Source organism: Mucilaginibacter sp. AK015 (genome assembly GCF_014200785.1).
GTDB lineage: Bacteria > Bacteroidota > Bacteroidia > Sphingobacteriales > Sphingobacteriaceae > Mucilaginibacter.
Window position 1 is genome coordinate 2,043,370 of record NZ_JACHCV010000001.1, and the last position, 20,409, is coordinate 2,063,778.

General features: G+C 45.9%; 17 protein-coding genes. 11 read left to right on the plus strand and 6 right to left on the minus strand.

Annotated features, from left to right (window positions below; all coding sequences use genetic code 11):
- Nucleotides 1-81 precede the first annotated feature (81 nt).
- From rimO to HDC91_RS09100, 6 genes are all read left to right on the plus strand, one after another.
- Nucleotides 82-1,419, plus strand: coding sequence for a 30S ribosomal protein S12 methylthiotransferase RimO (rimO, locus tag HDC91_RS09075; RefSeq protein WP_183550771.1), 1,338 nt, complete (start codon nt 82-84; stop codon nt 1,417-1,419).
- 120 nt (nt 1,420-1,539) lie between these two features.
- Nucleotides 1,540-3,150, plus strand: coding sequence for a bacillithiol biosynthesis cysteine-adding enzyme BshC (gene bshC / locus HDC91_RS09080; protein ID WP_183550774.1), 1,611 nt, complete (start codon nt 1,540-1,542; stop codon nt 3,148-3,150).
- Nucleotides 3,151-3,251: 101 nt separating this feature from the next.
- Nucleotides 3,252-3,797 carry a peptide-methionine (S)-S-oxide reductase MsrA gene (msrA, locus tag HDC91_RS09085; protein ID WP_183550777.1) on the plus strand — a complete coding sequence of 182 codons (546 nt, stop codon included), beginning with the start codon at nt 3,252-3,254 and terminating at the stop codon, nt 3,795-3,797.
- 19 nt (nt 3,798-3,816) lie between these two features.
- On the plus strand, nt 3,817-4,620 hold the full coding sequence (locus HDC91_RS09090; protein ID WP_183550780.1) for a 5'-nucleotidase, lipoprotein e(P4) family: 804 nt from the start codon (nt 3,817-3,819) through the stop codon (nt 4,618-4,620).
- Nucleotides 4,621-4,745: 125 nt separating this feature from the next.
- Complete coding sequence (locus HDC91_RS09095) at nt 4,746-5,612, plus strand: aldose 1-epimerase family protein (RefSeq protein ID WP_183550783.1); 867 nt, start codon at nt 4,746-4,748, stop codon at nt 5,610-5,612.
- A gap of 83 nt (nt 5,613-5,695) precedes the next feature.
- A complete protein-coding gene (locus HDC91_RS09100) occupies nt 5,696-6,034 on the plus strand; it encodes a hypothetical protein (RefSeq protein ID WP_162430937.1) in 339 nt (112 codons plus the stop codon).
- A 116-nt stretch (nt 6,035-6,150) separates the two neighbouring features.
- On the opposite strand, the gene HDC91_RS09105 is transcribed toward HDC91_RS09100, so the two are convergent.
- The gene (locus tag HDC91_RS09105; RefSeq protein WP_183550785.1) at nt 6,151-8,001 is read right to left on the minus strand and encodes a beta-galactosidase; all 1,851 of its coding nucleotides are present in this window, start codon (nt 7,999-8,001) and stop codon (nt 6,151-6,153) included.
- A 14-nt stretch (nt 8,002-8,015) separates the two neighbouring features.
- Nucleotides 8,016-10,922 (minus strand): DNA gyrase/topoisomerase IV subunit A, encoded by a 2,907-nt coding sequence (locus HDC91_RS09110; RefSeq protein ID WP_183550788.1) that lies wholly within the window; start codon nt 10,920-10,922, stop codon nt 8,016-8,018.
- 286 nt (nt 10,923-11,208) lie between these two features.
- On the opposite strand from HDC91_RS09110, the gene HDC91_RS09115 reads away from it, so the two are divergent.
- The gene (locus HDC91_RS09115; RefSeq protein ID WP_183550790.1) at nt 11,209-12,210 is read left to right on the plus strand and encodes a phosphotransferase; all 1,002 of its coding nucleotides are present in this window, start codon (nt 11,209-11,211) and stop codon (nt 12,208-12,210) included.
- A gap of 11 nt (nt 12,211-12,221) precedes the next feature.
- On the opposite strand, the gene HDC91_RS09120 is transcribed toward HDC91_RS09115, so the two are convergent.
- The gene (locus tag HDC91_RS09120) at nt 12,222-12,737 is read right to left on the minus strand and encodes a YdeI/OmpD-associated family protein (protein WP_183550793.1); all 516 of its coding nucleotides are present in this window, start codon (nt 12,735-12,737) and stop codon (nt 12,222-12,224) included.
- 164 nt (nt 12,738-12,901) lie between these two features.
- Between HDC91_RS09120 and HDC91_RS09125 the strand changes: the two genes are divergently transcribed.
- Nucleotides 12,902-13,333 (plus strand): nuclear transport factor 2 family protein, encoded by a 432-nt coding sequence (locus HDC91_RS09125; protein WP_183550796.1) that lies wholly within the window; start codon nt 12,902-12,904, stop codon nt 13,331-13,333.
- Between the two features lie 186 nt (nt 13,334-13,519).
- On the opposite strand, the gene HDC91_RS09130 is transcribed toward HDC91_RS09125, so the two are convergent.
- The 3 genes from HDC91_RS09130 to HDC91_RS09140 all read right to left on the minus strand — a co-directional run bounded on the left by HDC91_RS09130 (nt 13,520) and on the right by HDC91_RS09140 (nt 17,006).
- The gene (locus tag HDC91_RS09130; protein WP_183550799.1) at nt 13,520-14,179 is read right to left on the minus strand and encodes a GDSL-type esterase/lipase family protein; all 660 of its coding nucleotides are present in this window, start codon (nt 14,177-14,179) and stop codon (nt 13,520-13,522) included.
- 154 nt (nt 14,180-14,333) lie between these two features.
- Entirely contained in the window at nt 14,334-16,229 is a 1,896-nt protein-coding gene (locus tag HDC91_RS09135) for a DNA topoisomerase IV subunit B (protein WP_183550802.1), read from the minus strand.
- A 108-nt stretch (nt 16,230-16,337) separates the two neighbouring features.
- Nucleotides 16,338-17,006, minus strand: a complete 669-nt coding sequence (locus HDC91_RS09140) for a hypothetical protein (RefSeq protein WP_183550805.1) — start codon at nt 17,004-17,006, stop codon at nt 16,338-16,340.
- 109 nt (nt 17,007-17,115) lie between these two features.
- On the opposite strand from HDC91_RS09140, the gene HDC91_RS09145 reads away from it, so the two are divergent.
- The 3 genes from HDC91_RS09145 to HDC91_RS09155 all read left to right on the plus strand — a co-directional run.
- Complete coding sequence (locus HDC91_RS09145) at nt 17,116-18,459, plus strand: APC family permease (protein ID WP_183550807.1); 1,344 nt, start codon at nt 17,116-17,118, stop codon at nt 18,457-18,459.
- A gap of 3 nt (nt 18,460-18,462) precedes the next feature.
- Nucleotides 18,463-19,620 (plus strand): PLP-dependent aspartate aminotransferase family protein, encoded by a 1,158-nt coding sequence (locus HDC91_RS09150; protein WP_183550810.1) that lies wholly within the window; start codon nt 18,463-18,465, stop codon nt 19,618-19,620.
- 217 nt (nt 19,621-19,837) lie between these two features.
- Nucleotides 19,838-20,409: 6-phosphogluconolactonase (locus tag HDC91_RS09155; protein WP_183550813.1), on the plus strand; the 572-nt coding region annotated here is incomplete at its 3' end.

Genomic DNA, 20,409 nt, shown 5'->3' on the forward strand with positions numbered 1-20,409 from the left:
ACGAAGCAATCTCCGTATATGATATTCCAGCAATGCATAGTTCAGAGATTGCTTCGTTCCTCGCAATGACGGGTTGATAGTATGAAGACAAAGGAAATTAGCAGAGTACAGAAGATTGCCGCGAAGCCTCGTGTAAACGTGGTTACGTTGGGCTGTTCAAAAAATGTTTACGACAGCGAGGTGCTGATGGGCCAGCTTAAGGGTAACGCCTTTAATGTGGTGCATGAATCGCAGCAGGTACGCACTGATGATATTATTGTAATAAACACCTGCGGCTTTATTGATAACGCCAAGCAGGAATCTATTGATACTATATTACAATACAGCGAGCTTAAAGAACAAGGTAAGGTTGGGAAAGTGATAGTTACAGGCTGCCTGAGCGAGCGCTACAAACCTGAGCTTGAATCTGAAATTACCAACGTTGACGCTTATTTCGGCACAAACGACCTGCAAAATATCTTGCAAAACATTGGCGCCGATTACCGCCACGAATTGATCGGTGAGCGTTTGCTTACCACTCCGTCACACTTCGCCTATTTTAAAATTGCTGAAGGCTGTAACCGCCCGTGCTCGTTCTGCGCCATCCCGCTGATGCGTGGCAAACACGTTAGCACCCCTATAGACCAACTGGTTAAAAATGCCGAAAACCTGGTAAAGAACGGTACAAAAGAACTGATACTGATAGCGCAGGACCTTACCTACTACGGGCTGGACCTGTATGGCAAACGTAACCTTGACGAACTTTTGCGCCGCCTGAGCGATGTTAACGGCGTGGAGTGGATCAGGCTGCAGTACGCCTACCCATCCGGCTTCCCGATGGAGATATTGGACGTAATGAACGAGCGGGATAACATATGCAAGTACCTGGATATGCCTTTACAGCATATTACCGATAACATGCTTAAATCAATGCGACGCGGGCTTACCAAGCAAAAAACCATCGACGTAGTTAATGAGATACGCGACCGTGTGCCAAATATTGCCATGCGTACCACGCTGATAACCGGCTACCCCGGCGAAACACACCAGGACTTTGAAGAAATGGCGCAATGGGTAGAGGATACCAAATTCGACCGCCTGGGTTGCTTCACTTACTCGCACGAAGAAAAAACGCATGCGCACACTTTGGTTGATAACGTGCCCGAAGAAGTAAAGCAAGGCCGCGCTGATGCCATTATGGAAATTCAGCAGGGTATATCGTTTGATAAGAACCAGGAAAAGATAGGCAATGTCTATAAAGTACTGATAGACAAGAAAGATGGCGGCTATTTTGTTGGCCGTACGGAATTTGATTCGCCGGAGGTGGATAACGAGGTATTGATTGACGCCAATGTAGATTATGCGGCCGTAGGCAGCTTTGCTAATGTAAAAATTAACGCCGCGGAAGATTTTGACCTTTATGGACAAATTGTAAAATAAAGCCGATTTTAAAGGCTGTATATTGCTATTAAGCTTTTTAAATTTAATTTCGACTCTTTACTTGAATGTGTTTTCGAAATTCAACATTCGAAATTCGACGTTCGATATTCGAAATAAACAATGGACGCAGCCTGTATTGACTATAAAGACACGGGATATTTTTCCCAAACGGTTATCGACTACCTGGAGAATGTGCCGGAGTTAAGATCATTTTACAGTCATCGCCCTACCCTTAAAGGCTTCGCTAAATTTTTCGATCATAAAAAAGTTATTGCCAACCGCGACTTGTTAGCGCAGGTTTTATTGGAGCAATATTTTGGCAATTCGCAAAACAACGCCCCCCAATTGCAATCGGCCGGTATGATCCGCGATTGTATCGGGCAGTTAAAAAATAATGATACCTATACCGTTACCACCGGGCACCAGCTGAATATATTTACAGGTCCGCTATATTTTATATACAAGATAGTAACCGCTATAAAGCTGTGCAGGCAACTAAAACAAGCCCACCCCGATAAAAATTTTGTGCCGGTATATTGGATGGCATCCGAGGACCATGACTTCGCCGAGATAAATTATACCAATATAGGTGGTAAAAAGGTGCACTGGTGGTACGAGGCCTCAGGCGCAACAGGGCGCATAAACCCCGACACTATGCGGCAGGCCATTAACCAATACAAGGGCGTTTTGGGTATTGACGGGCACTCGGCCGAACTGGGTGAAATGGTTGAAACCGCTTACACCAAATTCGACAGGCTTGCTGATGCTACCCGCTACCTGGTAAATGCACTGTTTGGGCGTTATGGTCTGGTTATTATTGATGCCGACGATCATCGCCTGAAGGAGTCCTTCGCCCCTATTATGGAGCAAGATATCATCCAACAAAACAGCTTTAAAAATATAACCGCTGCCAACCACCAATTACAAAAGCTTGGTGTGCATATACAGGTAAACCCACGCGAGATAAACTTTTTTTACCTGAAGGACAACCTGCGCGAACGCATTGTTTTTGAGAACGACCGCTACAGCGTAATGAATACAGACATTAGCTTTACCGAGGCTGAATTGAAACAGGAAATAAAAACCGCGCCCGAAAGGTTTAGCCCTAATGTGGTAATGCGGCCACTGTACCAGGAGTGCATTTTGCCAAACATCGCGTATGTTGGAGGAGGCGCCGAACTGGTTTACTGGCTGGAATTGAAATCAAACTTCGATTTTTACAAGGTTGATTTCCCTATATTGGTGTTGCGCAATTCGGGCCTGGTTATCCGTAAAGAAACGGCTGCTAAAATAAAAAGCATGGAGCTTGCTCCTGCCGAGATCTTTAAAAGTGCAGATGAGATCAAAAATGGCTGGGTAAAAAAACACAGCAACCACGACCTTACGCTTGCCGACGAATGGCGCGAACTGGAGCGTGTTTTTGAAAAGATAAAATTGCGCTCGCATAAAATTGACCGTACGCTTGAGCCATCGGCAGCGGCTGTACAGGCTCGCCTTAAACACGCCATAGAGAATCTGCAAAAAAAGCTGGTAAAGGCCGAGAAGCGCAATTACCACACGCGCCTGGAACAGATAGAACACATCAAGGCCGATATATTCCCAAACAACAGCCTGCAGGAACGTACCGAAAATTTTGGATTAAGCTATGTGAAATGGGGCCAGCTTTTCATCGATGAACTGATCCGCAATTTTGAACCCCTTGATTTTAAGTTTACGGTGCTAACGGAATAAATTATGTAATCGTCTAATTGCAAAGTAATTGCACTGCAATAATCATTCAACGGGGCTTTCCATCGTAAACCAAAGTAACCCTACATTCGTTTATTAATCAAATGAACATACAGAAAATAACATTGGGCAACGGTTGCTTTTGGTGCACCGAGGCTATCTTCCAGGCGCTTAAGGGCGTAACATCGGTAACGTCGGGCTACACCGGCGGGCACACCAAAAACCCCACTTATATGGATATCTGCAACGGCGATACCGGCCATGCAGAGGTGTTGGAAGTTGAGTACGACGCGGATATATTATCGTTTGATGAACTGCTGCTGGTTTTCTTTAAAACGCACAACCCCACTACGCTTAACCGCCAGGGCAATGATGTAGGTACACAATACCGTTCGGCCATTTTTTACCACACCGACGAGCAAAAGCAGCAGGCCGGAGCCATGATCAAAAAGTTAACCGACGAAAAGGTTTTTGATAAACCCATTGTAACCGAGGTTACCCCCGTTAGCGAGTTTTACAAGGCCGAAGATTATCATCAAAATTATTACAACGATAACCCCATGAAGCCTTATTGCGCCTTTGTGATACAGCCCAAATTAAATAAGTTTGCCAAAGAATTTACGGATAAAATAAAGCCGGAACTACTGTAACCGGCCAGGCTTATTTTACATGAAAAGATCAATTATCGCCCTGCTTGCAGCAACCTCGCTATTTACAGCCTGCACTACCCAAAAGAGAACCGAAAGCGCGTCCATCGCCAACAACGGCAAAGTATGGGCATCGGTATGGCAGCAGCGGGCGGCCGAGTATAGGGCATTGTGTTTCCAGGCTTATAATGCAGCCAAGCTAAGGCTGGATGAAGCCCTGAAAAACCCCGGCGGTAAACCGCTGGCTGTAGTCACCGACATTGACGAAACTATATTAGATAACAGCCCCTATGATGCGGCGCGTGCTATCGCCAATAAAGAATACACACTGGCCACCTGGAAGACATGGACAGCCAAAGGACAGGCCGATACGGTACCTGGCGCCCCGGAGTTTTTTAAGTACGCGGCATCAAAGGGTGTGTCGGTTTTTTACATAACCAACCGCGACGAGGATGAGCGCCCTGGCACTATTAAAAACCTGCTATTGTATAACATGCCTGATACAGACAACGATCATGTACTATTAAGGCAAAAAACATCAAGCAAGGAAGACCGCCGCAAACAGGTATTAAATAATTACAATATTGTTTTGTTATGCGGGGATAACCTGGCCGATTTTGATATGCTGTATGATAACAAACCCGCCGAACAAAACAGGCAGGCGGCTACCGACCAACTCAAAAAAGAATTCGGCAATAAATATATTGTGATACCCAATGTATCTTATGGTGATTTTGAAGGGGCTTTGTTCAATTATAATTACAGCAAGTCATCCGGTCAAAAGGATTCTATTATCGGGGCGAAGCTTAAGGTGGAAAAGGAATAATATAAGCTACTTAATTTACTGTATCTCCCGATGTGGTGAATTAAAGCCGGTTATCCTTCCTATTTTTATACAACCGAAACCAGATACCAATTTGTTTGTTGATATTCGTTGAAACCTCACAACGCATGATCTCGCTCGAAAATGAATTTCTGAAAGTTGCCATCGATAGCAAAGGCGCTCAGCTTACCTCGTTATTTAATAAAGAAACCGGTGTTGAGCAACTATGGCAGGCCGACCCAAACGTTTGGGCATACCATGCGCCAAACCTGTTCCCTATTGTTGGCGGTTTGCTTGATAATGAACTGCACGTTGACGGGCGAGCCTATTCAATGAACAGGCACGGTTTTGCGCGCCAGTCGGATTTTATCTTGCTGGACAGCGATGACGTTCATGCGGGCTTTTCGCTACCCTACTGCGAGAAAACACTTGCAGTATATCCTTTTAAATTCGATTTCCAGGTGTTGTACACGCTCATCGACAATGCCCTTAGGGTAACCTATAAGCTTATTAACCGGGATGATAAGCCTGTTTATTTTTCGGTTGGGGGGCACCCCGCATTTAACGTACCGTTTAACGCAGGCGAAACATTTGAAGATTATTATCTGGAATTTGAGGTACAGGAAAAATTGGCATCGCACCTTTTGAACAAGGATGGTTTGTTTAGCGGCGAAACGCAACCTGTATCTACCCAAAACAAAAAACTTTACTTAACCCGCGACCTGTTTGCGCAGGACGCCCTGGTGTTTAAAAATTTGCAATCGCGCATGGTAACCATCGGGAGCGACAAGCACGATCAAACCTTATCGGTTGAATTTCCGCATTTTAATTACCTGGGGATATGGGCAAAACCCGGCGCTGATTTTGTATGCATCGAGCCCTGGCTCGGCTGTGCCGACTCGGCAGGGGAGCCAAAAGATATCCGGCAAAAAGAGAACATTCAGAAAGTAGTTGTTGGGCATGTTTTTGAAGCGTCGTACTATATCAGCATATAAAAACAATTTATTTTATTGTTTTTAAAACATTTGAATTGCTTTTACGCTTATCCTAAAAATACATAACTCCAACATTTACAACTATGAAAAAGAAAATTTATCTAATTGCCGTAACCATGTTACTAACCGTAACTGCCTTTAACAGTAATGCCGCCACTTTTACTGATAATAAGGATGCCTACAAAGAAGCTGCTTCGCACATGACCGCAGACCAGAAGGCCGCCCGTATCGAGGAAATAAAGTTGCGTGTTGACGAGATCAAGGCAATGGACAAATCTCAGCTGAACAAAACCGAAAAGAAAGAGTTAAAAACCGAGCTTAAAAACCTTAAGCACGAAGCCCAGGCAATGGGTAGCGGTGGTGTTTACCTTTCAGTTGGTGCTATCATCATCATTATCCTGGTATTGATCCTGATCCTGTAATCAGCAATAAAACACTTACAAACACAGAAGGCGCCAAAATGGTGCCTTTTGTGTTTGTATATAATTTCTTTTTGGGGCGACACCATTGGGAGGTAATCGTTTAAACCCTCGCTAAGCTACTTTTGGGAGGCAGGTGAGTTTACCTGGTTTAAAACAGGATGGTCGAAGGTTGATAATTCGGTGTGACCGCTTTTCAGTTCATCAAATACAATTACCTCGTTAATGCCTTTTTTTAGCCATGCTGCGGGCACATACAGCGTTTGCTGCGGGCCGATCTCCCAGTATTTGCCCAGGTTATGGCCGTTAACGAACACAAAACCTTTGCCAAAGCCACTCATGTCAAGGTAAGTATCAACCACCCCCCGCAGCGCGAAAGTACCGCGATAAAGGGCGGGCTGCAGTTCGTTCTGATTTTGTGCCGGCAGGTATTTAAAGCCATCGGTTGTTCCAAATGGAAACTTGTACATTTTCCAACCCAATAATTCCTGCCCGTTCAGGGTAACTTTATCGGTAATGCCTTGCCGGTTATCGGTTAGGTAAGGACCATAATTAATGCGGCCGTTGTTTTCTACCAGTATATCAAGCACACTGTTTGGTATTGGGTTATCTAACTGCAACGAATCTTGTTTTAAGCGCCTGTCAAGCACGCTTATGCGCTTACCATTAAGATAAACGGTAGCATAGTCGCGCAGTTCTTTAATTTTCAGCAACCCGCTTGCAGCGTTTGCCAGGGTGGTGCGGTACAACACAAAGCCGTAGCCCTGGTCGATATCCTCAAAGCTAAGTGGCCTGTCGCTTTCTACAGATGCACCTAAATTGCTAAACAGGTTTGCAACACCAGTTAACTTGATCACTTCCAAAGCAAAGGTGCGGCGCTTTTTTTCGGGTACATCCGGCAGGGTTTCTCCCGCAGGTAAGTGTTTAGCGATAATTGCTCTTAATTTAAAATATTTTGGCGTGGGGTTGCCGGCCTCGTCAAGCGGGGCATCATAATCATAGCTTGATGTTTGAGGGGCATAAGCCTCGGTGCGGCTCATGTTGGCGCCATTCATAAAATCGCGCGTGGTACCGCCATGAAACATATACATATTGATGGAGATCCCTGCCGATAAAACCTCATCAAGCTTTTTGGCATCTTCACCGGCGTTGCTGCCGCTATGGGGTTTACCCCAGCTATCAAACCAGCCCGGGTACCATTCGGCAATGTAATAGGGGCCTTTGCCATTGTGGTATTTGTTAATTAGCGCCTTTACTTTAGCGGGTTCGTCCTCGCCGTTTACAGCAGGCAAAAAGCCCGGCAGGTAACCAGCAGGTATCTGCCCCGGCCCATCGCAGGTGAATAGCAAACCATCAAAACCAGCCTCACGGAAGATCTTTTCGTTTTGGGCCAGATAGTCCTTGTCGTTGCTATACGACCCGTATTCGTTCTCTATCTGCACCATCAGGATGTTGCCTCCGTGGTTCACCTGTAAGGGGGCAAGCTGCTTACCCACTTCCATCATGTAGTTACGGTATGCGTTGAAAAATGCCGGATCCTTACTGCGTACCTTAAGGTTTTTGTTCTTTAACAGCCACCAGGGGTAACCGCCAAATTCCCACTCGGCGCATACGTAAGGGCTTGGGCGCATTACTACCCAAAGGCCTTCTTCTTTGGCTATACGCACAAATTCGGCTATATCGTTGTTGCCGGTAAAATCATATTTGCCCTGCACCGGCTCGTGCGCGTTCCAGAAAACATAGGTGGCTATAGTATTAAGGCCCATTGCTTTAGCCATCTTCATCCGTTCGCGCCAGTATTCGCGTGGTATACGGGTGTAGTGCATCTCGCCCGAGATCATTTGCAGCGGCTTACCATCCAGCAAAAAGGTGCTGTCGCCCAGGGCGATGGTATGGCTATCAGTTTGGGCTCTGCCAATATTAAATATACCAAAAACTAAAACGAAACAAGCTAATATCCTCTTCAGCATAACGCGGCTATGTATTAAAACAAACCTAATTGTCCCTTATCATCAATCTCGATATCGTCCGGATTGGTGATCTCAAAATCAACCTTCTTTTTTGAAATTTCCTGAGTTTTTTCCGGTATTTCCTGAGTTTTTTCCGCTGTTTTCCAAGGCTTTTCTTCCGGATTCACGAATGTTTTTCCAGATGCCTCTGCCGCCCCAACTTTTTCATCCACCGGTTTAGTTGGTTCCGGTTCCGCCGGTTTTTCTATAGCGGGTTTTGCCGGCTCAGATTGTATAGGCGCGGCCTGCGGGTTTGCCTCTGCAGCACCCGGAGGTGTATCGGGTATATGTTTGTCCTCGCCGGTAATGATAATTTCGGTATCCTCTATCGAGTCGGGTGCCGGGTCGGGTACATCCTCGGCATCGTCGTGCTCGGTAAGCAGTTCAACGCTTTTTACCTGGTGTACCGACAGGCGGTTACCCATCGCCTTCATGCCTTTTACATCTATCAAGTCGGTAAGGTTCAGTTCCACTTCTTCTGGTATCAGCGTTTTGCCTTTAAGTTGGTCAACCTTTACCACAGGCTGTGCCGCCCCGGATATGATGATGAGCTTTGACCCGCTTTCGTCGCTGATGATACTGGTTTGCTTACCGATAACGGTATTTTCGAACACAAAGCGCTTCACCATGTAATTTTTTGATTTGCCATCGTAATGCACCACCGCGAACACTTTTGACGGGTCGTATTTCTCGATAACAATCATCTTATCATCAAAATGGTTGTTCAGGTCAAAGCTGGTCAGTTCGTAAATACCGTTGCTCATTACCGTTAGTATGCGGTCGTCGCCGTCAAACTCGCCGAGGTATTTGCCGCGGCCATCCGCGTTAAGGCGCTTCAGTATATCATCGTACCATATCTTTCGGCCGGCCAGGGTAGATATGCCTTTACTCTTCAATATCACCTTTTTAACCGGGTATTTGGTAACCATGTTACCTATAGAGTTACGCCCCTTAATAGCCAGCTGCGCAAAATCCTCGTCAAATTGCAGCTTTTTAAGCTTTTGATGGGGCTTTAACTGTACGTTAACCACCTCGGCTTCGCCGTTGGGGTTGGCGGTAAAATACAGCACTTTTGAACCCTTACTGCCTTTGGTTAAATCATATTCCTTATCGCGGGTTACCCCCGTTACCGAGAAGCGTTTAATATAGCTTACGCCGCTTTGCCCGTCTTTATAGATCATATTGTAAACGGTGCGGTCGTCGTTCTTTTTAAATACGGCCACATGCACAATATCCTTGCCCACAAACACTTTATCCTGCACCTTGGTTACTATAAACCTGCCGTCGCCGCGAAACACGATGATCTCGTCGATATCCGAGCAGTCGCACACAAACTCGTCTTTCTTTAACCCACTGCCAATAAAGCCGTCTTCGCGGTTTACGTATAGCTTAACGTTTGCCAGGGCCACCTGTGCTGCTTCTACCTTATCAAAGGTGCGCAGTTCGGTTTTACGGCCGCGGTCTTTACCGTACTTGTCCTTTAGTTTTTCGAACCAGGCGATGGTATAATCGGTAAGGTGTTTCAGGTGATTTTTTACTGTTTTTATTTCCGCTTCCAGCGCTTTTATCTGTTCATCCGTTTTCTTTACATCAAAACGGGTAATGCTGCTCATCGGCTTATCTATCAGCTTCTTGTAGTCTTCAGGGAGTATAGTGCGATAAAACTGCGGGAAGAAAGGCTCAAACAACCTGTTCAATACCACCAGCACGCCTTCAAAATCCGCCGAGTTCTCGTAGTCGGGGTGCTTGTACATCCCTTCCTGGATAAAGATCTTGAGCAGCGAACTGAAAAAGATCTTTTCCATCAGTTCCTTCAACTTTATCTCCAATTCCTGTTTCAGCAGGTCTTTGGTGAAGAAGGTGCTTTCGCTCAGCATGTCGTTCACGCTCATAAAGCGCGGCTTATCGTCCTGTATCACACAGGTATTTGGCGATATGGAAACCTCGCAATCGGTAAAGGCGTAAAGCGCATCAATAGTAACATCGGGCGAGATACCGGGCGCCAGGTGAATCACTATCTCCACATCCTGGGCGGTGTTATCCTCTATCTTTTTTATTTTGATCTTACCCTTGTCATTGGCAGATATAACGCTGTCTATCAGGCTGCCGGTGGTGGTAGTAAAAGGTATTTCGGTAATGGTAAGCGTTTTTTTATCGCGCTCAACTATCTTGGCGCGCACCCGTATCCGGCCGCCACGCTGTCCCTCGTTATAAGCCGAAGCATCCGCCATACCCCCCGTCGGGAAATCGGGCAGCAGGTTTGGCCGGTCGCCTTTAAGTACCGCTATCGAGGCGTCTATCAGCTCAATAAAATTATGGGGCAATATCTTGGTGGCCAGGCCTACCGCAATACCCTCGGCACCCTGCGCCAGCAGCAGCGGGAATTTTACCGGCAAGGTTATCGGCTCGCGGTTACGGCCATCATAACTGGCCTGCCAAATGGTAGTATCGGGGTTAAAAACAACATCCAGCGCAAATTTTGAAAGGCGCGCCTCGATGTAACGCGGGGCCGCTGCAGAGTCGCCGGTTATAGGGTCGCCCCAGTTACCCTGGCAATCTATAAGCAGGTTCTTCTGCCCTATCTGCACCATAGCATCACCAATAGAAGCATCCCCGTGCGGGTGATATTTCATGGTGTTACCTATTACGTTGGCCGCCTTGTTAAAGCGCCCGTCGTCCATCTCCTTAAGCGAATGCAGTATGCGGCGCTGCACAGGTTTTAAACCATCGTTTATGTGCGGAACGGCACGGTCAAGTATTACATAAGAGGCGTAATCCAGGAACCAGTTTTCGTACAGCCCGTCGAGCGAGGTAACTTTATGCAGTATATTTTCTTCGTTATTATTTTTAGGAGTATCAGGATTGTTCAGATCGTCGCTCATGCTGTAACTAAAAAAATTAAGGATGGGTAAAGATAGGGAAATGTGCAGATGTGCAGATATGCAGATGTATAGATTTTATGCACAAACAGCGGTTTTTCAACCGTGTTTTACAATGATAGCCCGTGCAGGCTTTGGCAGCTCAGCTTGTCGCTTTTAGCAAACTTGCATTAGGTTAACGTGTTCATCTTCACTTTATTTCGCCAAAAAAATTATACTGCAAAACATTTTTTTGAATGTATTTGCGCGGATAAATTTGGCTATTAACCAACATTTTACAACATAGTTTATGGTCCCTGAAGAAAAAAGGCCTTTGGTTGAACGTGCCCTGCAAACAGCATTTGATGTAACCTGGTTTGATGAAGTTTGCCAACTTACAGCCGGCCTTTCATCCGCCCTTATTTTTAAGATCGTGATAAAAAACAAGCCGTACCTGCTGCGCATCATTACCCAAATGAATAATGTGAACGACCCCGCGCACTGGTACAACTGCATGACAGCCGCAGCCGAAGCCGGAATAGCACCGCGTGTTTGGTACACCAACGCTGCCGACGGGTTATGCATCACTGATTTTGTGGAGGCGAAACCTTTTGAACTGAACCTGGCGAGGGAGAAAATGCCAACGCTGCTCAGTCGCTTGCATACGTTGCCCGCGTTCCCCAACCGGATGAATTACCTGGAGCGAATGGATGGGTTTGTGCAAAAGTTCAGAGCTGCCTGTACCCTGCCCGGCAAAATGGCAGCAAGGCTTTTTGAACATTACGACCAGATCAAACGGGCATACCCTACTAACTATGGCGACCTGGTAGCCTGCCATAACGACCTTAAACCCGAAAACATCCTTTTTGACGGAACTGAGCCCTGGCTGGTTGATTGGGAAGCCGCCTTTTTGAACGACCGTTATACTGACCTTGCCGTTATCGCCAACTTTGCGGTGAACAATGACCTTGAAGAAAAGGCATACCTGAAAGCTTACTTTGGCAGCGATGCCGCTGATTACCAGCTTGCCCGCTTTTACCTGATGCGGCAGCTCCTGCATTTTTTTTATTTCACCTTTTTCGGGCTTATTTGCTTCAACGCCAACCAGCCTGTTGATCTTACAGGTCCTTATCCCAGTTTCAGGGAGTTTCATGACCGGATGTGGGCGGGCAGCGTTAAGCTGGCAAATGCCGACGCCCGGCAGCAGTATGCCCGGGCACACCTGGGGCAACTATTGCATAACCTGCAACAAGGACGGTTCGTTAAAGCGTTAGTTATTGTAAAGAACAACAGCTATAAACCGGGCGACTAATATTTTCCTGCTTATTCCCTTAACCTTTTCTGCTCGCGCAGCATTGCGCCGTAGTCCATGCGGCGTATTGCCGCGCTAATGGTTTTGGCTATACGGCTGGCGCGTGTCTCAACTGTTTTGGCATCGGTTATCCATTTGATAAAATAACCCTGGTGAGATTTTGCCAGGCTGCTGAAATATTCAAACGCTTCGGGTTGTTCAAAGTCAAAACACTCCTGCAGGTCGGCAGGCATTTCTATTTTAAAGTCTTTATCATATTCCAGCCTAACCCTTAACATGGCGCCATGGCTTTTATGGATAGCTTTCCTGATATCGGCACGCAGGGCCAGCAAAAAATTCCCCTCGCCAACCGGCATCATAGACATACCCGCAACAGCAAAGTCATCCAGCCAGCCTTTTACCCTTACCGCCTTTTTATTCCCGGGCAGTATTTGCTGCGCGATGTCAAACGGGATGATAATATAAGTCCACCCGGTTTTGTCGCCGTGCTCGTTATGCCGATGAATAATGGTAGTAAAATCAACCATCACCAAATATATAATATCAGGGCCAAATGTTAAATGTTTGTTAAATAGCCAACTTTAACAGTTTAAGGTGTAACTATTTGGTGGCTGGGTACATCTTATAACTGTAACTATTAACTGAGCGGTCATAAAAAACACAAATTAATTACAACCTTAATTTCAAAATTATGAAAACCTTAAAATCAGTTACCCTTGGCATTGCCTTAATTGTTACCAGCAGCTTTATACAGGCTAAAGCTACCGATGTCCCCGAAATTAACTTAACAAAAACCCACGCCATCAATATCTATGTAGATGCCATGACGCGTGGCAGGATAGATGGCCTGAACCAGGTTGTTGATCAATCGGCCAAGTTTAGCATGCTGCGCGGAAAAAGCATTTTAAGCTTTACCAAAAAAGAAATGACCGATTACCTGAAACATGAAAAAAACATTGAACAGGTGTGCACAACCAGTACCGAAATTGTAGAGAACAACCCCGATATGGCTGTTGTAAGGGTTGATATGAAATTTGACAACTTTACCCGCAGCAATTATGTAACCGTTGCTAATACCGGCAGCGGCTGGAAGATCACGAACGTTTATAGTGTATTTAAATAGTTAAAATTAGTGTTTGAGTGTGATTGGCTCCCCGATATAATGGGGGGCCTTTCTATTTTAGCCTCACCCCATACCCTTCTCCCGGGGGGAGAGCAGCCTTAAGAAGTTTATTGAATAATGAATTCTGAATGTCAAACACCGAAATTGTCACTTCGTTATTGGGTGTTATACATTCGGTGTTTGATATTATTTTACTAAAGGCTGCAGCACTGCCTGCCATTTATCATAGCCTTTACTGTTCAGGTGAAGCATATCGCTTTCAAATAAGCTTGTATCGGGCTGGTGCGTTGCGGGGTTGAGTATTACCGATGCTATATCTACGTAATGCCCTTTCTTTTTATTCTTCAAAAAAGATCTTACCAGGGCGTTAGCTATTTTAACTTCGGGGAAATACTTTGCACGGCTCGGGCTGGGCTTTATAGCCATAAAATAAATCTCGGCGTGCGGCAGGTTTTGTTTGATCATGGCCCACAGCTTATAAAACTCGCGGGCGGTAAACTTGCCGGTTTTGCCTGCGGCGATATCGTTCTCGCCGGCGTAGATAAATATTTTACGCGGCTGGTACGGGTATATAATGTATGGGGCGTAATAATCTACCACCTGCTCAATGGTGCAGCCGCCAACGCCCCGCCTGATAATGGGCTTATCGCTAAAGCGCTGCTCAAGATCCGTCCATTTGCGGATAGACGAGCTGCCAATAAACAGGATGCCATTTTTTGCAGGCATGCTGATGCTGTCCTGGTGTTTAAAATCGCGTATCTCGTTATCAAACGGAAAGCCGGTTTGCGCATTGGCCGTTATGCCGGCTGTAAGTAAAATAAAAAATAAATACAGTTTTAATTTCATGGTGATGATGTTGTATAAAGTGTGTTGACGCTAAACAGGTATTTGTATAATTCCCTACCGTCGGTAGGGAACCGCACAACCCTGCCTTTAAGGTGCTTCAGTACATCTTAAGGTTTACTAAATTAACAAGATGACCGTTTTCTAATCATATCATCTACACCGCAACCGGCAATTCAACTTCGTCCAAATTTTCGGCTATCAAAGGGTTAACTGTTTCGTCGTCTTTCTCTACCCGCAGATTGTTCACAATATGCTGCTGGCGTGTCGGCGTGTTTTTACCCATAAAATATTCAAGCAGGGCTTTAATGTTATCTCCTTTCAAAAACACCGGGTCCAGCCTGATATCTTTGCCAATGAATAAACCAAACTCATCAGGTGATATCTCGCCTAACCCTTTAAAGCGGGTTATCTCGGGCTTGTTGCCAAGGCTGGCAATGGCGTTGCGGCGTTCCTCATCGCTGTAGCAGTATATGGTTTGCTTTTTATTGCGCACCCTAAACAGGGGTGTTTGCAAGATAGATACATGCCCTGCCTTTACCAGGTCGGGAAAGAACTGTAAAAAGAAGGTCATCAGCAGCAAACGGATGTGCATACCATCCACATCTGCATCGGTAGCTATTACAATATTGTTGTAACGCAGCCCGTCTATACCGTCCTCAATATTCAGCGCGTGCTGCAGCAGGTTAAATTCTTCGTTCTCGTAAACTACCTTTTTGGTAAGGCCGAAACAATTTAGCGGCTTACCCTTTAAACTGAACACCGCCTGCGTTTGCACATCGCGCGATTTGGTTATACTACCGCTTGCCGAGTCGCCCTCGGTGATGAACAGGGTGGTTTCCTGCCTGCGTTCGTGGTTATCATCAAAATGCAGCTTGCAGTCGCGCAGCTTACGGTTATGCAGCGATGCTTTTTTGGCGCGGTCGTTGGCAAGCTTTTTTATGCCGGCGATATCCTTACGCTCACGTTCAGATTGTAATATCCGCTTCAGCAGGGCATCGGCCGTCGCAGGGTTTTTATGCAGGTAGTTATCCAGTTCTTTTTTCAGAAAATCGTTTACAAAACCACGTACCGACGGACCATCCGGCCCAATATTTTGCGAGCCCAGCTTGGTTTTGGTTTGCGATTCGAACACCGGCTCCTGTACTTTTACCGCTATTGCCGCAACAATAGATGCCCTTACATCGGCGGCGTCAAACTCCTTTTTATAAAACTCGCGAATGGTTTTCACTACCGCTTCGCGAAAAGCAGCCTGGTGGGTACCACCCTGCGTGGTGTGCTGGCCGTTTACGAACGAATAATATTCCTCGCCGTACGACTGCCCGTGCGTCATAGCAATTTCAATATCATCCCCTTTAAGATGAATGATAGGATACCGCAGGTTCTCGGCATCGGCATTGCGTACCAGCAAGTCGTAAAGGCCCCGTTCTGAGAGGTACTTTTGCCCGTTAAAATTCAGCGTTAAGCCCGCGTTCAGGAACACGTAGTTCCATATCATGTTCTCAACAAACTCGGGTATAAAGCGGTAATGCCTGAAAATGGTATCGTCGGGGATAAAGCTTATGGCCGTACCGTTGCGCTGCGAAGTCTCTTTTTCGGGTTCGTCGCGTATCAGCTCACCTTTTTCAAATTCAGCTATCTTGGTGCGGCCGTCGCGGTAGCTTTGCACCGTGAACGAATTTGATAAAGCGTTAACCGCCTTGGTACCCACACCATTTAACCCCACCGATTTCTGGAAGGCCTTGCTATCGTACTTACCTCCGGTATTTATTTTTGATACGCAATCAATAACCTTCCCCAGGGGGATGCCGCGGCCATAATCGCGTACGGATACCTTATGATCGCTCATATTTACTTCGATGGTACGGCCGGCGCCCATCACAAATTCATCAATGGAGTTATCAATGATCTCTTTAAGCAATACGTACACACCATCGTCATAAGCCGAACCATCGCCCAGTTTACCAATGTACATTCCCGGCCTTAAGCGGATGTGTTCCTTCCAGTCTAACGACCGGATACTGTCATCATCATAATTTACTGTTTCTGCCATGTTTTAGATCAAGTGTTTTTGGTGCTGATATGCCCCGGATGCAAAAATAAATTTATGGCACTTAAATTAACGTTTAAATGCGCTAACTTATTAACATTTACCAACCATTTATGGGTTAAACCTAATGCAGTTTCGGGCTTTGTCGATGCTTTTAAAAAAATCCGGGCCTTTTTCGTTTGCAAAACAAACCGCCAGGATAGTGCCGATATGGTCTTTTTGCAATGTTATCAGCAGGGCGTATTTATAGTGTTTGGTTACCGGCAGGTCAAGCAGGTTAAGCAGGTATGTTTTGCCCGCGTCGGCATTATACCTGGCAAGGTAAGCGGGTGGTATGGTACGGGTAAAAAAATGATGTTCGCCTGTAAAAGCCAACGCATGCGCGGTACCCATGCCCAGGTACAACGAATCCGGGTTGGCCTGCCTGGTACTTTTATCATTTATCGACCGCAGGTAGCTCGCGTAATTCTCTTTCTGTGATTTTACCTGAAACCAGATCTCGAAATCCTTGCCTGGCAACTCCATGGCATAGTCGAAAGAAAAATCCTCGTTGTTTGGCGCGGTTGTTTCCCTGAAACCGTTTGGAAACGAAAAGCTGACATTGGCCTGCGACGCAAGTTTCTGAAAGTTTTTCAGTTGGGGGCTCATAACCGGTTTAGGCGCGGGCCTGTTAACTGCCTTGTTTGATTTAACAGGCCGCTGCTGCGCCTTAACAACCAATGCAGGCGCAAAACAAAACAACAATATCCCCGTAAGTAATATTTGTTTAAATTGCTTCAAAATAGGACCAGTTAATTAGGTAAAACACCAACAAACGAATTTAAATGATTTCGGGATTAAACAAAATTAAATTAAAATATAAATTCAAAAAATAAACGTTTGGATAATAATGAGCATTCAACCCCGCCTCAATCGCTTCGACCTCAGCATGATCGTTATCAGCCTGGTGATAGGGATGGGTATTTTTGGCAGCCCGAGTGATGTTGCCGTTAAAGCCGGCAGCGTGCCGGTGTTTTTTAGTGCATGGGTATTTGGCGGTATAGTTACACTTTGCGGGGCGTTAACCTTTGCCGAAATAGGCGCGCGATACCCCACAACAGGCGGCTTTTATAAAGTTTTTTCGTATTGTTATCACCCGGCCTTTGCTTTTATGATCAACTGGGTGCTGGTTATCAGCAATGCCTCGTCGGTAGCAGCGGTAGCGTTGCTTGGGGCCGAATACATCAACCCCATTTTATTGCCTCATAGCCTGCAAAACCCCACCGGTACAAAGCTTACTACCATTTTCACGGTACTGCTGCTATATGTTATTAACTTTTTAGGCATTAAACTAAGCGCCCGCGCCCAAAACGTTTTAACCATTTTTAAAGTAGCGGCTATATTGGTGCTTTGCCTGGCCGTTTTTAAAACCGATGCCCAACCTTATACCATGGTTGCTATAGCGCCGCATACCGGTAATGTTATAAGCGCATTCGGGTTAAGCCTGGTGGCGGTTTTTTTTACCTACGGGGGCTACCAGCAAACCATTAATTTTGGGGGTGATATTATCAACGCTAAAAGCAATATACCAAAAGCCATCTTCTTTGGGATAGGTACAGTAATAGCTTTATACCTGGCCATCAATTATGTTTATTATGCGGTGCTGGGCATTGGCGGTTTGCAGCAAACCCATACACTGGCAGCAAAGCTGGCCGGGGTAATATTTGGCACCACCGGTTACAAGATCACCTCAATACTAATGTTTGTATCGGTATTGGCGTATGTAAATGTGAACATACTTGCCAATCCCAGGGTATATTATGCTATGGCCGAAGATGGCATGCTCCCTGCTATTTTTAAAAAGGTAAACTCAAAAACCCAGGTACAGGAGTTCGGAATGTCTTTTTTTGTGGCGGCAGCCCTGGTTATTCTTTTCTTTGTAGGCTCCTTCAGCGAAATGCTTAAATACGTGATGTTTTTTGATACCATCGGCCTTTCGCTTTGCGCGTTAACTATTTTTATCCTGCGTAAAAAAACAAAACACCTCAATACAAAAGATATTTACGTTATCAAATGGTTCCCGCTTATACCGGCCGTGTTCATTTTGGCTTACTGGTTTGTTACCATCAACATTTTCATCACCTTTAAAGAAAATCCGTTTGCGGCATTTTGGTGCCTGGCGGCATATGCGCTGGGGTTGGCCGTTTATTACTTAAGTACCCATAAACAAAAACCCTTACTGCCTGATAACTGACCCATGGATATATCGTATATATTAAACGAACTTGGCGAAGAGCGCGATGGTTATTTCAACGCTGTATCGCCGCCAATTGTGCAAACCAGCAACTTCACCTTTAAAACCGTCGGTGATTTTCGCAACGCGCTGAGCAACGAGTTTGATGCCCTGCTTTATTCGCGCGGAAACAACCCTACGCTGAATATCCTGCGTCAAAAACTGGCCGCGTTGGATGGCGCCGAAGATGCGCTGGTTTTCAGCAGCGGTATTGCTGCCATCACCGTCCCTATACTGGCCCTGCTTAAACAGGGCGACCATGTAGTTACCGTAGACAACCCTTACAGTTGGACCATCAGATTATTTAACGACTTCCTGTCGAAGTTTGGCATAACCTGCACCTTTGTTGACGGCACCAGGGTAGAAAATATAGAGAATGCCATCCGCGCAAATACCCGGCTTATCTACCTGGAAAGCCCAAGTACCTTTAGCTACGAACTACAGGACCTGGAAGCGGTTGCCGCGATGGCCAGGCAGCGCGGCATCATTACCATGACCGATAACAGCTATTGCACCCCCATTTACCAACAGCCTGTTAAATTGGGGATCGACCTCGTGGCGCAATCGGCAACTAAATATCTCGGCGGGCACTCTGATGTGGTTGCAGGTGTACTTACCGGCAGCAAAACGCTTATACGGCAGATTTTTTCGCATGAGTTTATGAATATCGGGCCGTCGTTATCGCCGCATTCGGCATGGCTGCTCATACGCGGTATGCGTACTTTGCCCCTGCGCCTGCAACGCAGTTTCGAGACGACAAAAAAAGTTATTGCTTGGCTAAGGCAGCAGCCGCAAATTGATAAAGTATTGTGGCCGTTTGATGATGAATTTGCACAGGCGGACCTTGCCCGCCGGCAAATGCAGGGATGCGGGGGGCTGTTTACTTTTACACTAAAAAATTCATCGCTCGAGAAAATTGAGGCTTTTTGCAATAATTTGAAGCACATCCTAATGGCGGTTTCATGGGGCGGACACGAAAGCCTGGTAATCCCTTCGTTAGCAGGCATTCAAATAGCTGATTATCACGAAATAAATCCACGTCATCAACTGATACGCATGTATATTGGTTTAGAGGAGCCTGATTATATTATAAACGATATTAGGCAAGCCCTACAGATTTAATCTTTTTAAATTTTTTTAAAAAGTATCTTGATTGTTACATTTATGTTTATTAAGTTTGCATTAATGATGAATAACAGATCATTAAAATATGCATACTTGATGTCCCTGCTTGAGGGATTATTTTATAGTTAATTGGTTGAAATCCTCGCTTCGGTGGGGATTTTTTTTGTGCCGATTTTAATTCAGATAAACCGAATAGCAATATATAAACCCCATTATGGCAAGATTAAATTTATTAGAAGAGACCCGTTACGAGAAACTTCCGGTAACGGTGTACGCTGACCAGAACGCGGCATCGGTAGCTGTTGCAAAACGCATTGCCGGTCTTATCCGTAAAAAAGAGGCTGCAGGGCAGCAGGCCGTGCTTGGCCTGGCAACGGGGGTTACCCCTATAAAAGTGTATGCCGAGCTGGTGAGGCTGCATCGGCAGGAAGGGCTTTCGTTTAGGAATGTTATCACCTTTAACCTGGATGAATACTACCCCATGAAGCCCGATGCCGTGCAAAGCTACGTTACCTTCATGAACGAGAATTTGTTTGACCATGTGGATATTGAACGGGCTAACGTGCACATCCCCGATGGTACCCTCCCCGCCGATAAGGTGGCCGCTTTTTGCCTGGAATACGAAAGGCTGATCGAAGAGCTTGGCGGACTGGACCTGCAGCTGCTGGGTATAGGCCGTACCGGCCACATCGGGTTCAATGAGCCGGGCTCGGCCCCAAACTCGGGCACCCGGCTGGTTACGCTGGATGACCTTACCCGCCGTGATGCCTCCCGCGATTTTGGCGG